General features: G+C 56.5%; 4 protein-coding genes. All 4 read right to left on the reverse strand.

Annotated elements, in window-relative coordinates:
- Positions 1 to 13: 13 nt before the first annotated feature.
- The 4 genes from JJD74_RS06445 to JJD74_RS06460 all read right to left on the reverse strand — a co-directional run bounded on the left by JJD74_RS06445 (position 14) and on the right by JJD74_RS06460 (position 14,767).
- Complete coding sequence (locus tag JJD74_RS06445) at positions 14 to 3,754, reverse strand: hypothetical protein (protein ID WP_200612344.1); 3,741 nt, start codon at positions 3,752 to 3,754, stop codon at positions 14 to 16.
- Positions 3,747 to 7,820: a neuraminidase-like domain-containing protein gene (locus tag JJD74_RS06450; protein WP_042560671.1), complete on the reverse strand. Its 4,074-nt coding sequence runs from the start codon at positions 7,818 to 7,820 to the stop codon at positions 3,747 to 3,749. The genes JJD74_RS06445 and JJD74_RS06450 overlap by 8 nt, the downstream gene beginning before the upstream one ends.
- A 51-nt stretch (positions 7,821 to 7,871) precedes the next feature.
- Complete coding sequence (locus JJD74_RS06455; protein WP_200612346.1) at positions 7,872 to 11,549, reverse strand: Tc toxin subunit A; 3,678 nt, start codon at positions 11,547 to 11,549, stop codon at positions 7,872 to 7,874.
- 140 nt (positions 11,550 to 11,689) lie between these two features.
- A complete protein-coding gene (locus tag JJD74_RS06460) occupies positions 11,690 to 14,767 on the reverse strand; it encodes a hypothetical protein (protein WP_200612348.1) in 3,078 nt (1,025 codons plus the stop codon).
- Positions 14,768 to 14,899 lie beyond the last annotated feature (132 nt).

Genomic DNA, 14,899 nt, shown 5'->3' on the forward strand with positions numbered 1-14,899 from the left:
TTCCCCAATAAGGTCAGCCAGCATTCGGCACCAGCACAAACTCAATCGACCGAACTTGCCATCCGGCCAACCCACCCTTTACAGAGGCCTGGAGCGCCCCACGTTGTTTGCCTGCCAATCTGAATTGGACCCGTGCATCACCGTGGATATCTGTTCTGGTCGGCGCAAGAATTCTGTCAGGGTATTCCCACTCCACTTCGACGTCCGGCAATGGCTCGCCAGTAAGGGCCGACACTACATTAACGACAGCTGATACCGGATCTCCGGGTTTGCCACTGGGATTGGGACTGGTGAGTGAGCGAATTTGCCGGGGTTCATGAAGGAAAAACGGCAACGAAAGTGACTCCGAGTACAGCGCATCGCCGACCGTAGCAGTCAACTCAAATGCCCCCGGTGTAACGGGAACAAAACGAATGCTCGCTACCCCATAAAAATTGCTCTCGGTTGTTACTTCCCCAAAGTCAGGACTGCTCAAGGTTACAGTCATGCCCGCCATCGGTTGATCCGTAACCGAGGAGACCACCGTGATCTGTTCAAACACCTCATCACCCCAGAACAACGTCTGGTTGAGGATCTGACGCTCGGCAATTTTTACCACCTGCGAGCCTTCACCCAAGGACATCGCGTTCACCGGGGACAAGTTCGCCAGTCGATTGGAGGCGAAGCACAATCCGAAGCTGCCATCGACAACGCTATCGACGGTGAATTGGTAATCGAACCCTGCGGTGCCAAATGGAATCGGCTTCCCGAGCACAGGTTCAAGGAAACGTAGGCCTAATTGCGCAGGCCCGGTGCCCGTCATCCCCAGCGCGAGCTGGTGATTGAACAACTCACTGTTTTGCGCTGCCGTTACTCTGAGCGTGTACGTGCCTTTGCGCCGCGGGAAGTAGGTTTTTTCACCCCACGCCTGGGTCGGCCGCCCTTCATAGCTCACCATCAACCCGTCCCACGGATCTCTCGCCAGCGCTTTGACCTGTATCGAGCTCGAGTCTGCGTAGTCATCGAAATTGCTGTCTACCAACGCGCTCACCGAATGCTCGCCGGCCGTTTTCGGTGCGAAGGGGAATCGGCTCCAGCCTTCATCATCGGTCGGTTGAATGCCACCGTCGACGCCGTCCCACCACTTCACGTTGGCTTGCCCCACCGGCCGGCCGGTGAAGTGCGAAAAGACCCGTGCCCACAGCCACACCGGTTCTTGACCAACGACCAGATCCACCGCCGATTCGAGCAGGGTCTGAATCCTGACTTTGTTGTGATACAAATCCATCGGTTTAGCGACAGCAACAAAGTCCAGTTCAGGCAGGCCGACGGTCAAATCGAAACGTCCCCGCTGCTCGCTGGCGGAAAAATCCAGCGTCCAGGCCACGCCACCATCGTCCAGGATTCGCACAACATCCAGCGCCGGCTCAATCGTTGCATTCAGCTTCTCAGCGGAATCTCCCGTCCATTTCAATTCAGTCTTGAGCCCCACCAACGGACTCAGAGCATTGGGCAGGATTTTGAAATGGTGAATGGCCCCCATGCACGGATAAAGGAATTGGTCGTCCAACTGCGCCCGCACCTGATCGAGCATCAGTTGCACTTCTTTATTCAAATCCGCGGCCAGCAACCTCCCGGGCAGCGCTCGAACAGACATTTCGCCATTAAGGTGTAACTCCAGATCGAACAAGCTGCTGGTACTGTTATCTGCCGCAGAATCCAGCGTCCACTCCGCGCCTGTTTCCGGCAACGCCTTGTAATCGTCAAGGTCAGAGGGTGTCAGACCGATGTCCGGGTCAACGCCACGCCACTTCAGCTTGATGAATTTGCCAATCCAGGGGCTGTTGGCGACTGGCTCGACCTTCAGCGTATGTGTGTGCCCCTGTCGGCAGAGCACACCGACCGATTTCAGATCGACTGTCTTGCCGTCGAGCAAAATCTTCACATGGCTTTTCCAGGGACTGGTCGCAAGGGCGTGGACGGTGAAGTCTCGATTGAGCGAGACCGCTTCGGGATGCGCCTTGATGCTGGCCGTGACGACAACCTCGCCTGCGGTTTTCGGCGTGTACAACAAGCTCGCCCAGCCATCGGCGCCGGTCACACACTTAATGACCTCACCTTCAGGTGTTCGCCAGTCCACCAGCGCATTGCTGACTGGAGCGCCATCACCCAAAGAGGCCTCATACAGCACCTGCACCCGCAACAGTACGCTTTCGTCTTCGTCCACAATCGGCGACTTGTTGGCCTCGTGCACCTTGCCGATTTTGACCCGGTTGCGCGCCAGCGACATCGGTTTTGGCGGCGAGAGGTGCAGCAGTTTCGAACAGCGCAGTATCAGCTGGAACCGACCGTCAATTCTGTCTTCACTGGTCAGCATCCACACCAGATCTGCCGATGTCACAGGCACCGGAGTATCCAGCGCCGGGCTGACATCAACGCCGAGTTGAGCAGCGCTGTCACCCTGCCAAATCATTGAAAGCTCGGTACCTGCAAAGAGGCTGTTCCCGGCAAATCTCAGCCGAACCGGATGGGCACTGCCCCGGTTCGGATAACCTTGCGCCTCCCAGGCCGTCAACCTGCCATCCACAACGGTCTGCAGCTCTGGCCACGGATCCTTCGCCAGCACCGTGACCGGAAACGTTCGAATGACGACACCGTCGGCGTAATAGGGGCTGGCAACCGACGCGGTGACAACAAAACCACCGGCAGCCGTCGGTTCATAGACATAATCACACCAGCCGTTTTCGTCGGTGACGGTCGATGCTTTCAACCCTTGTCCTTCAACCGACCAGGTGACTGCGTGGCCGGCCATCGGCTGACCGGTGTAATACGACACCACTCGCACACCCAGCCCGACATTCTGCGCGTACTCCAGCACCGGATAATGGGTGGCTTCGCGCTCATCCGTGAACGCCAATCGGTGATGCCCAAGCAACACGGGGATAGCGTAGGGGATGGCGCTGTAGCGGTTACGCAGGCTCAGATGGAATTCATGACCTTGCCGATCATCGATCCGGGGGATATAGAGCAGCCATGCTGATTCCAGCGACTGATTCACCCCCCAGCCGGGTTTGGCGGTCACCGCTTCCTGCGGATTGAGGTCAGCATTGAGCGACGCGCCACTGCCCAGCCAAATATTGTCGGATTCGGGTACGAACTTCAGTTGATGGGGCAGGCCAGCTTCTTTGGTTCCCAGGCACAGGTATAGCGGGGTGCCTGGCAGCAGCGTCTGCTCGTCGAGCTGCATTTTTTCCAGCTTCAGTGGCGTCAGATGCACCAGCACTTTTACGCGCGTTATACAGATTTTCGATTGCCTGTCCGAAGGGTCATTCTTCGGGCTGGTGATCTCAATGGTCAGCTCATCATCCTGTGCAACCGACACGAGGTCCTGAGCATATTCAATCGGTACGAAATCCAGTGGCTCCCCGCTCGCTAAAGAAGACTGAACTTGATCCAGACGGTTCGCGCCACCGGGTTTAAGCTCGATAGCGAGCAATTCTTCCTTTTCCCTGAGGATTCGCATCCAGCCTGACTGGACATGTCGCACCTCACAAAGAAAGCTCAATACATATCGCGCATTGATGCCTGGCTCCAAGGGGATCTTGATGGTCTGCTTAACCCATCCCCCGTCGGAGGCCTCTAGAAAATTGATCCGCTCCGATCCATACCAATCCGCTGAAATGCCGACCAACCCGCCCTTTTTCCACCCTGTCAGACGGGTGAAATCCCCATCGACCACCAGACTTTCATTCGCTTGAATGGCGGGTTCATCCATGATTGCGCGCTCCTTTGCCGGATTTGCCTTGTTCGGGATTTTCAATCGCGTTGACCAGCTCCGTCACCTGCCTGGCAAACGTTGTATCACTGGTTCTGGACGTGTACTTCAAGACCGGGACGATGTCGGTGATTGCATACAGCAACTCCGATTGCGATGGACTTGTCGGCCGCGGGAAGTCCAGCCTCCACGTGGATACGGCACCCGTGTTTTCGTAAGGATTGAGCAGGCCTTCGTCGGGTTTCATCGCCGTCATGCCTGTGTCGGCGATGCCCGATGACAAGGCGATTTGCTGACCGCTGCGCAAATTGAACAGCACATCGGAAGGCGCGATCCCTTGCGGATTGTGCAAGTACTGCACCGATTGCGTGGTGGCCCGGGTCGCCGTTCTGCTACTGATCTGCACCAGCGTGGCTCGAACATCCTCGTAGGGCCCAAGCAGCACCGGCAGATTGACTTCTACCGAATTGATCTGGCGGCAGTAATGCCCCGGATGATCGCGGTCGAAGAGCAACTGCGACAGGCTGAACTCCAGCGAGCCTGTTTCCCGCAACTGCTTGAGCGCTTCATCCCAGCTGTCTGCACTTTTCTGTCGATCGATCGGGTCGTCAAAAAGCTTTTTCAGAGACACTGTTTTCGTCAGTTCCAGTCGCCGCTCATAGCGTTGGAGATATTCGCGCTCCATGCGCAGCAAGTGCCCACGCAAATGCTCGCCTGCCGTGAAGCCATGACGCTGGTCGAACCACACTTGAGGTATGGGGATTTGCGTATCGTAGTCGCCGGTTTCGGCATTCATCGAGTTCTGCGCCGTCAGGCACAAACTGACGACCGCGTCATAAGCCTGGTAATGCAAAGCCTTGAGCTGACCGAGCATCCAGCCGAACAGCTCCGCATTGGTCGCGCGTTTTTTCAGGTAGTTGTAGATCGTCAACGCCTGGCTATTGGTACGCAGGGTTTGCGCCAGGCTGGTTCGGGCAGCAGTGACTGCATGACGTTGCGCCTCGATTTGCGCATCGATGGCATCGACTTCCAACAACGCCTGATCACGTTGCAGTTGCCAATCATCACGGCGTCGACGATAGCCTTCGGTGGTTGCCTGCTTATCGGCGTCCATCAGCTTCACCGACGAGGTAATGCCCAATACTAAACTGACGGCCTCAATCACCTGGTCCACGCGATGCCCGCCATTGGAAAACCCGAGGATATTCGGCAGCGCCGCCGCCGACGCCGCCGCAGGCTTGAGGTGGGTGGACGCCAGCGCGAGTTGTTTGGACGAGTACAGACTGTCCATGACCTCGTATTCGGCAGCCGACACGTTTTCGTCATAATTGCGTGCGTACGCCTCAGCGCGGTGCTGCGCCACGGCGCGACTTTGCTCAAGCGCCGTCACGCTGGCTTCCAATTGCGCAATGGACTGTTCCTGCACGGTTTTGGAGTACGCGCCCAGTTCCACCAGATGGGTTTGCTGCAACTCATCCTGCTCGGCGCGATCACGCCGTTCGTGCGTGCTTAACACCTTGGCACCGAGGTCATCCAGTATCTGCACAGCGCGCGATGCCGTTTCGAAGGTTATCTTCCAGCGAAACGCGCAAGCCACCTGCCCTCCGCCCATCGGCCGAGGGCCAGCGCCACCGCCGGCTGCGAGATCACGCAGCAACTGGTTCGGATCGGTTGGCGGGCTGAACAGCGGAATATTCAGCGGTTTGCCGTCAATGGTGAGGTTGTTTTGCAGGTTATTCATACGGTAATTTGGCAGCGCAATCAGATCCACGAGCGGTTGATTGATCGGCGCCTTGAACGGCCCGCAGGCGAGCATGCCCAGCATGGGTGCCACATCGGAGCCGGAGGCCACTTGCGCCAGGCTGAAGTTCAGCGATTGTTCAAAGGCTTCAAGCTCTGGGCGGGTTTTGCACTGATCCAACAGTTCTTTAACCGTCGAGGTCTGCCAATGCGACACCGTGCGCGCTGTGGGTGGCTTGCCCATCAGGAACCCCGCTTGCACGTAGCACAGCTTGGCCGCCACAAGGCTATCGCGGGTCAACTGCCGGTAATGCCAGTCGCCCCAGGCAATTAGATTTCTCACGTATTCGCAGAACATCAGAATCTTGAAGTGTTCGGGTTTCGAATAGCCGATGGCATCCGGATCGGTGGGGGCCTTGGCTTCACAACCGGGGTTACCCTGGTTTTTGGCCAGCGGTCGGCAGCGCCAGTAGAGTGGTTTGCCATTAACGTCAGACTGATCCGCCGTCGCCTGTGGGTCGAACACGTAATGCAGCCAGCTCTGCGAATCGGCAAAGCGCTCTTCGTTGCACAAAAGCTTGGCGACCAAATGCACCAGATGGAAAAACAGCTCCCAAAAAAACAGCCCGTTGGCCCCGTCAAACGCCCCGTTGGGTTCCTTGAACGTCGGATCATCTTCAGGTGGCGGTTCGACGATGAACTGAGTGTTCCAATCCAGTACTGCACTCACGGAAATATTGCCGCGCTCGACCAGTTCAGGGCCGAACATTGAATTCAGGCGGGCGTACTTCAGATACGGCGACGGCAGGTTAAAGCAGAGAAACTGCGCCGCGTCAGCGCTGTTTTTCAGCAGGGTCGGCGCAGTGAAGTCTGATAGATCGACAATCGTCAGCTTGAACTTTCTACCACCATAATCGGGAGTTTCCGTATCGAGCCTGAACTCCGTGGGTTGCGGCCATGAGCCTTGTTGGCGACTCACCGTCAGCGGTTCGGTTGTCCAGCCACCGGCGGGGGGAAGGTCAACGATCAGGTCCTCATCGTCCACCGTTTTATTCACCAACCCCAATACAAAGCGAAGCGTTTGCGGGGTGTTGGGCAACCCTGTTGGTGCACACGAACCGATCACTGTCACCTTGTCAAATTGGCCATCACGCACGGCGGTGGCTTGCAGACTCAGAAAAGGCGACAGGGGCCCCTCGGGGGCGCCCTCGCTAGTTATCGTTACCTGATTGCCCAGTGAATGCTGAACAGTTTCCGGCGAGTCAAATCGCTTCCTTGCCACATCCAGCCAAGTGCCGACGTCAATTGTGTCCAGGCGCATCAGCACATCGAAAATCCTGTGCACCCTCAAATTGTTTGGATTTTGATCCGCCGTGATCAAAATCCCCAGCTTGCCCTTCGACGGGGGCCTCTCCATCAACACGGTGGCAACCAAACGAAAATTCTTCGGCTCATCGTCGGACTCGGCATCTTCACTGTAGACATCCAGCGGCGCCGACCACTGCCCACTCTGCGTCATGAACGCGAGCTTGACACTCAAATGAGCCGGCAGGAAATCATCAGCTTTTTGGCCGGCAACCTTGTCCCGCCACTCAGCCCAAACCAGGCACAAGCGACCGTTCCAGAACACCGGGCGCATATCCAGCACCCGATGGGCCGGCTGAATGCCTATCTCCTGCCATTCACTCCAGGCCGCGGGATTGACGCCAACGCAGCCGGGCGTAAGCTCGATCTCGGCCTTGCGCCAGTAGTGCTGGAACGGCTGCGCTCGCTGGCGCCCAATAAAATAGTAATCAGCCACGGCAGGCGTGGCGCCGTCCATGTAGCAACTGAGCACATCCAGATCACAGGTCTGCTCGAATCTATGCAGGTAGCCTTGCAGCGCGGCCTGCACCGAATCATTGTTCAAGCGGCTCTGGTTAAGGTCGTTTTCAAGATTCTTGAACAGGCTGGACTTGCGTTGCCGGACAAAGGGGTTGATGTAGTTTTCCGGGTAGATTGAAATCAACTGCACCGCTGCCCAGTCCGGATAGTTGCTGTATAGCTGCCATTCGGCCAGGTCACTCGGCGGGAACTGATGCGTGGTGTAGCCAGGTTCCAGCTTGCGATACACGGCATGTATGTATTGCTGCACACAACTGGTCGCTTCGGCCACCCAGGAGCTCTGCACCGCAAACGTATCCAGCGGGTCCATCCGCAAGAGCTCGAAGATATCGGCGGGTGTCTTCACAAACCCGTATTGCGTTTTATTGACTTGACCGATGCAGTATTCGAGCAGTGCAGAACGGCGTTTTTCCAGCAGAACGCCAATGTCACTCAGTGCCATGATCCTTGCTCCTTGGGGAAACCCGAGAAAAATCCCTGATGAGACGACCGATTACTCCGGGGCCTCATCGCCCTCGAACGTGATGGGGTTGAACACGGCCTGTTGCTCACTGCCCTGGCTGAGCACACTGAACACAAAGGTTCCCCCGGTGGGGCTGGAGACGAAAACCCGCGTGAGCCCTTCCTGATTGGTGAAGGTTTGTGAGGGCCGCACACTCGCTATAGGTTCTTTTGTGGACTCGACGTTACTTACGAACCAGTCCACCAACATGTCCTGACCAAGGTTTCCATACTTATCCATCATCGTGGCGTAGAGCACGCCCTCCTCCCCCTTGCGCACCACTTCCGATGGCTCGGGGGATCTGTAGAAGAGCGGGAACTCCATGGTCTTGGCATCAGCAACAATGTTGATGGTCGGAGCGTATTCGGGATCGAAAAGATCGAGCCAATACTTCGGCGTCTCCGCTCCCATAGTCCTGCCGGGCACGTAGTCGGCCATCAACGTGCCTTTGTTGTCGGTTGTGCCCTTCTGTACCGTGCCCAGTGTGGTCTGCCAATAAACCGTGACCCCCTCAAGTGCCAGTCCCGCAGCATCCTTCACCGTCACTGTAAAGGTGGCTTTCTCGCCGGGCTTCCTGGCAATGAGTTCTGTGTTATCGACGCTACACGTTGTAGTGACCAGTTGTTTCAAATCAGCCGCCAGCTCGACGGGGGGTGCCTGTTCACCGGTTTCGCTCAACAAGGCGCGCTCGGCCGCGTCGGCATACGCCTTTTTGGAATCGCCGTCGTTCACAGTCGCAGGCAAGGTACCGATCTGCAAAATCGTCAGGGCATCTATACCGGTCCTGGTGGACAGCACCAGGACCCGCATCAACAGATCCAGTTGTTTGAGGTTCTTGAGTATCGGCAGAGCGGAGTCAATGTGACGGATACACTCGCGCACCTCCTGCACGCTCCAGCCGAAAAACTCGGCCAGTTTGATGGTCGACGCCTGGTGCGCCAGGGCCCGGGCGTGAACGGACAAGGTTGGCAGTGCATTGACCTGACGCAGGTAGTCGAGCAGTTTCTGCTGCGGTTGTTCGCTGAGTGAAAATGCCCGCTTGAGTACCGACAGGTAATAAAGCGTGTTCACTGAAATCGCGTATTTATCGGTCTGACCGAGCCAGGCCAGATGGCCGTAATCCAGATAGTCCTGCAACAACTCAGCTGTGAGTTCCAGGGTCGAAACCACCTCACTACGCCGTCGCACATCGGCCAACAGATCGATCAACGAATCGGTTTCGGCATTGCGCCTCAGCTTCCGGGGGTCGCCGGTTAAACCGATCCGCTGGATCAATTGCTTCAACAAACGGAAAACCGTTGTGCCGGCCCAATTGATGACCGGAATCGCAAGTTCCACCGCAACACCGGCATAGGCTGCCAGCGTTTCTTTTACGACCGAAACCTGCGCATCACGGGCTTCCAAAAGCACGTTGAGCATGCTTTCAACGAGAGCGTCGCGTTGAGTAGCCCAGGTGGCGCCAAGCGCATTATCGACCGCCCAGCCAAGCCGTTTACGGGCAAAGATCAGGTATTCGTCCGGCGTCCCGACGGGTGCCAGCACCAAACCGCTGGCATCAACAATCGGCCCCAGTGACTCGAAACTACCATCGGGCAGCACCACGTCGACGCTGTGCGTCAGAAAGTCCAGCCAGTCTGATGCTCCGGCAGGAGGCAAGCCGGCCATCAACACACCGGCATTGGTAAACAGCGCGTTCGGCAGCAGATTGCGCAGTTGCTCGAAGAGCGCCAGATCGCGCTCCCACGCCTCTCGCCCTGGCGACAATTCAACCGCGTGCTGCATCACCCACAGCACTGGCAGTTCGCTTTGCTCGCACCACTGCGCGCAGGCGTCCATGGCGCTAATAAGCGTCAAGATATCCGGTTTATCGCCGGCTGCGGATTTGATTGCAGGCGCCCCCGCAAGACCATTGACCCAGTTATCGCCCCCCAGCGACTGCAACATCAGCACGCCTTCGAGCGGTGTCATGCGCAACACCCTGGGCAACCACACCAACCGGTAAAAGCTCGAGATGATCGGCAGGGTGCGTTGCAGTTGGTTGTTGGTCATGTTGTGCGCGCGGGCAACGGCCACCGCAAGGTATTGATAAGTACGCAAGTCGATTCGCAGGCCGGCGCACAGTTGGTTGATCGTCAGGTCATTCGCACCCGGTTCCGGCACCACCGGGAATGCCCCATTATCAAGCTTCATGGGCTGGCCATAGTTCGCTTGAGTGTTGAACACCTGATCAAACTGCGAGAACGCTTCGCCGCGACCGTAGATCGACATGCCATCGAGGAACACAGCAAAGTCTGCTGCTTTGCATTTGTAGCGTTGGCGCAGAATCTGGAACAACCCGAGCGCATGTACAGTTTTGTCCGAGATCAGCCATTCACCATCGCCGCTCGAATCGCCACGCTTCTCGGCCCGCATCGCGGCCACCAATAAGGCGTCCACTTCATCGCAGGGCAATTGCAGCCAGATGTCCAGACGTATCTTGCGGTTCATCCGGTCGAAGGCAAACTGTCCTTCGACACTATCGGGGCTCACGGACAAACGGTTTAAAAGCGAAGTGGTATCCGTGGTGATAGATACACCAGGATGGCTATTGGCATTGATGTAAACCGAGCCGGATCGGCCGCTTTCGGGCTGCTGCGTTGTCGGTGGTGAGTCATAGGTCACGTTGGCCGAACGCACCGGAGCGAATGCCTCGACCGATAACAGACTTTCGAGCGACAAAGTGTCAAGTTTGGTTTGCGCGGCGAAGTACGGAACATGGTGCAGCGTCTTCCACTCCGTCTCCCCTGCGCCGAAGTTAACGAGATAAAAATCTTCCCAGGCATCTGCGGCAGGCATCGCTTCCGTCAGCAAATCTCGCTGATAGGGCCCCAGACGCGAAGCATGTGAAAGGGCCCGAGCGGGGCGGGCAGCCTTGGATCCTCCTAAAAAATAGGGGTAAGACAAATCCACAGCGTCTACAAAGTCGCCCACCGACAGCGCTTTGAGCTGAGCGATGCCGTCGACCGTGACCCAATGCTGGTAATAGGGCAAGCCGTTGGGATAACGCGATGTGATCAAGATGTCTTCAATGTCGCTGCTCGGTTGGTTCGCAACGATAAAGGCTTCCAACACCGATGTGATGATGTCGACCGAGGACAACGATTGGTACACCGCATTGAAATCGATCGACAACTTCTTCAAGTCGGTACGGCGCTTATCGAGCGCGATCTTGTCCCCGTCGCCTTGAGTCTCGATACGGTCGCGAACCCAGACCAGCAAATCGATCAGATACGCCACCGGTGAAATGCACGATTCCAGCGCGTCCGGAGGGCTCATTTCTTCAAAAGCGGTTTTGAAAATGTCTTCATATTTCGGGCCGTCGACCATCGACAACAGCCCTGAAGAAGGAGCGCCCTGCGCGCTTCGGTCAGCGACAAGGATGTGCTCGATAAACTGGCGGCGCACATACGTGGCCATACTGTTGGCCCGACGCAAAAAACGCTGCGCATCTTCGACACTCAAGCCGTACTCCCTGACGAGGCCGGGTACGCCCTTTTGCACCAATGGAAAAATCGAACCGCCGTCCACAAGGTAAGTCTTGAGGTTTTGCAGACCGATGACCTGCATCTGTTGCTCTTCACTGAACAACTGCTCGTACAGTTGCACTGCCGGGCGGATGGCTTGAGCCATGATCCTGTTCCTTGAGTCGATAACCGTCTGTTGCAGCCTTACGATGGCGTCAGGCTGCAATGTTCTGGTTTAGATTTGGCGCCGATTCAACGCCGAGATCTACTGTCAGATCTGACAGGTTTTATGACCGCCTGTCGGATTTACAGGCCAGCTTTACCCGGTATCTCGGGTTCCACCTCAAAACGCGGGCTGATAACCCAGGCCGAGTGTGATCCCTCATTTCCTCCGGCCAGCGTCTGGCTGAACCGCACCCATTGACCGCCCAAGCTCAGGGGGGTCGCGGCCTGGCCTCGCCAGCCATTGCCAGTGACGGGAACATCCGCCAGCCACTTCTGATCCGGGTCGTACCAGCTCACTATCTCCCCGACGCCTGTCCGCCCTCGTCCGGCAAACAGCAGCGGATTCTCGACCCGACGCCCTGCCGCCGGGATATCGATGGACGGAACAAACGTGCCCAACACCACTGGACGCTGTGCGGCTTCAGATTCGAATTCATCCAGCGCCGATGTCACTTCCAGGCTGTGCATACCGCCGGTTTGAGTGAGCACAAGGTTCATCGACCAGGTACGGTCCGCCATGACTGTAGCGCTGGCTTGTACGGCGCCGAGTTTCACCTTGACGGTGTCGCCCGGCACGCCAAAGCCCGACACCACCACCCGCTGCCCGATGAGCTGGCCAGCAACCGGCGTCTCGACAAAAGGCGCCGCCGGGACGACGCTGTATTGCACAGCGTCCGTGAACCTTGAATGGTGCTGCGTGCCGTCCTCTTCAAAACTCTGCAGGGCTCGAATGTTTTTGACGCCCACCGGCGATGCCGCCTCGCACTCCCACTGACCATCCGCCCTCACGACAATGTCCTCGAGCCAAGGCTTGGTGGCGCCCACCACCCAGACCTGGACCCGCGCTCCTGGCCGGCCCAGCCCTTTAAGCTTCGCGGTTCGGGGCAGTTTTCCGCCCGCTGTCGGCTGAGTGATTTGCGGCGGCAGCACCACCACGTTGAAGTTGAGCCGCTTGCTCTTGGAGACGCGGTTCTTGTCGCTCTGGAGTGCTTCGATGCCGTATGACCTGAGATTCAGGCTGCGGACGAGGACCTCCCAATCCCCATCCGAACTCAGCACTTGGGACGCAGACAAGTTTTTGTCGTACACCACATCACGCACCTGCATCGTGGCGCCTTTCATCCCGCCGGAGCCCTTGATCACGAGTTCGTGCCCCACGTCACTGCCTTCGCTGGGGTGAGTGATGACCGGAGTGATCATGGACCTCAAAACCGTGAAGGATTTCGTCGTGACAGTTGAGGTCTGGGTAGCAACGGTTTGACTGACGGTGATCGTGTAAGTGATGTCGTGCCTGAATTCGGTGGGGCGGCGGAAGGTCCAGATACCTGCGGTCCCGGTTGCGTTATACGGAGCGGGGTCGTCATTGAACGCAATGTTCACCAGCGCATTCGGCCAACAGGTGCCGCTAAAAGTCGGTGACAGACCGTCCTCGACTGGCAAATCAATAGTCGGAGCCTGCGGCGGGATGGTGACGGGATGTTTAACCCAATTAAGCGACTGATGCCTGTCCAGAAACTGCTTGATATGCACTTCCCGGTTGAGCGTCGGCCCCCACTGTTGACTGGCTTTGCTCTGCCATTCCCCATCCCGCACGACCACCTCGGGTGCGGCCTGACTGCCGCCGCCGGGGTTGAAAAGCCTCACGGTGGCACCGGTAAAACCCTTGCCGCTGAAGGTCGGCTGATAATCATCAGTGGAACTCACGGCATACACGTCGGGCAGTGAATTGTTGATTTCGAAGTTGTATGGCAACGACTCGACCCAGCCGCTGGCATTGTCGGAAACCTTCTGCAAAATGCTTGCAGGGAGCTTGCCGAGCGGTAAGTCAGTCGCCTTGATTTCCCATTTGCCATCTACGGCAACAACCGGCTGTGGCAGGGTGACCTGCCAGCCCTGGACGGTGATCACAACCGTTGCACCGGGGTAGCCAGTGCCAGAGAAGGTTATGGATTTGTCGATCATTTCGACGTTGACATCGGCAATTTTGGGGGGGCGAACTTTGAAGGCGCGCGGTACACCACGCCCAAATCGCACACCGTTCACAACCGTCTCAGGTACAAGCGATATAGGTCCTGGGCGCAAGTCAAGACGCACATCCCAGGTGGGGGTCGCCGCTTTCCAACCCAATCTGCCCCCCCCATCCTGCAAAATTTCGATTACTGCGCCCCAAACTCCACGGTCGCCCGAAATAGTAGCGGCCATTTCAAGCGTTGATCCGGAGGCTGGATGAGTTATTACTGGCAACCCAAAAGCTTGCACGGTATATGGCTTCGAGTAACGGAGTTGCGACCCCTTGATTTGGAACTGCAGTTGAATCTGCAATTGCTCCCAAGATAGTGGCGTATCTGGCCTTAGCGGGAGCGACCAGTTCGAACCCACAACTTTTCTCTCTGACAATTTGAAAGAATGATCAGACGCTTTAACCACTACTAGAGTAGTACCGGAGGCAGCGGTTCCTTTAAATTCCGTCATCACTGCAGCTTCTACTGGACTGGTTAAAACGGCTGCAGCTAATTCGACACAAACCACCGATGGCGAAATCCTTTCAACTAAGCCAGGTAGTTTCTCATGGATTCTGAAATGTCCTGGCTTGACACCCGAATTCAAAGTCAACATCCACTTACCGTCGGACCCAACAGTAACAGCATTGGATATCTGTTGCCCCGCGACATCCTCTACAAGGTATACAGTACTGCCCCACACAGCACTACCTGTGAGTTGCCTTTGAATAATATAACCATCATCAAAAGTGGCCGGTGGTTCCACAAGAACACGTTGAATTCCTGCTTTCGCAGGTCCCCCCCAAATACTCCAATAACCCTCAAACTGGCCAGTACCGTCTTTCAGACCGGAAACGTAAATCGAAAGCCACTGACCTGCCTCGAACAACTGAGGTTCAAGAACAACTTCGACATTTGGCCCCCTACGATAATTCATCCATACCTCATACCTTCCAGCGAAACCCGAAGGAATGCGAAATCTTAGCTGCATATTATTACTGACCAGCATTTGAAAGTTTTCATGATAAAACTTTAACGGAGGGGCCGGATTATCTTTAACAGTTGACGCGACAGTATCAGCATTTCCGACATGATCGTTATCCCCGACCACGGGCGAATCCTCTGGATCATTATCTATTGTTACTTTGATATCCGACATGTCGCAGTTCTCTCTTTGTACTTTTGGGCGGGATGACTTTCAGTTAGCTTTTAAATACGCCAAAAAACCTGCGACCCACACCTGTAAAATCTGACAGTCCCGACCAACGGTAATTATTCCCACAAGGCAATC

Origin of the sequence: Pseudomonas sp. MF6776, assembly GCF_016613125.1 — a bacterium.
GTDB classification, from domain to species: domain Bacteria; phylum Pseudomonadota; class Gammaproteobacteria; order Pseudomonadales; family Pseudomonadaceae; genus Aquipseudomonas; species Aquipseudomonas iridis.

Excerpts from the sequence above, each read along its gene's own strand:
- JJD74_RS06445 (WP_200612344.1), bottom strand. The coding sequence starts at position 3,754 with ATGGATGAACCCGCCATTCAAGCGAATGAAAGTCTGGTGGTCGATGGG.
- JJD74_RS06450 (WP_042560671.1), bottom strand. The coding sequence starts at position 7,820 with ATGGCACTGAGTGACATTGGCGTTCTGCTGGAAAAACGCCGTTCTGCA.
- JJD74_RS06455 (WP_200612346.1), bottom strand. The coding sequence starts at position 11,549 with ATGGCTCAAGCCATCCGCCCGGCAGTGCAACTGTACGAGCAGTTGTTC.
- JJD74_RS06460 (WP_200612348.1), bottom strand. The coding sequence starts at position 14,767 with ATGTCGGATATCAAAGTAACAATAGATAATGATCCAGAGGATTCGCCC.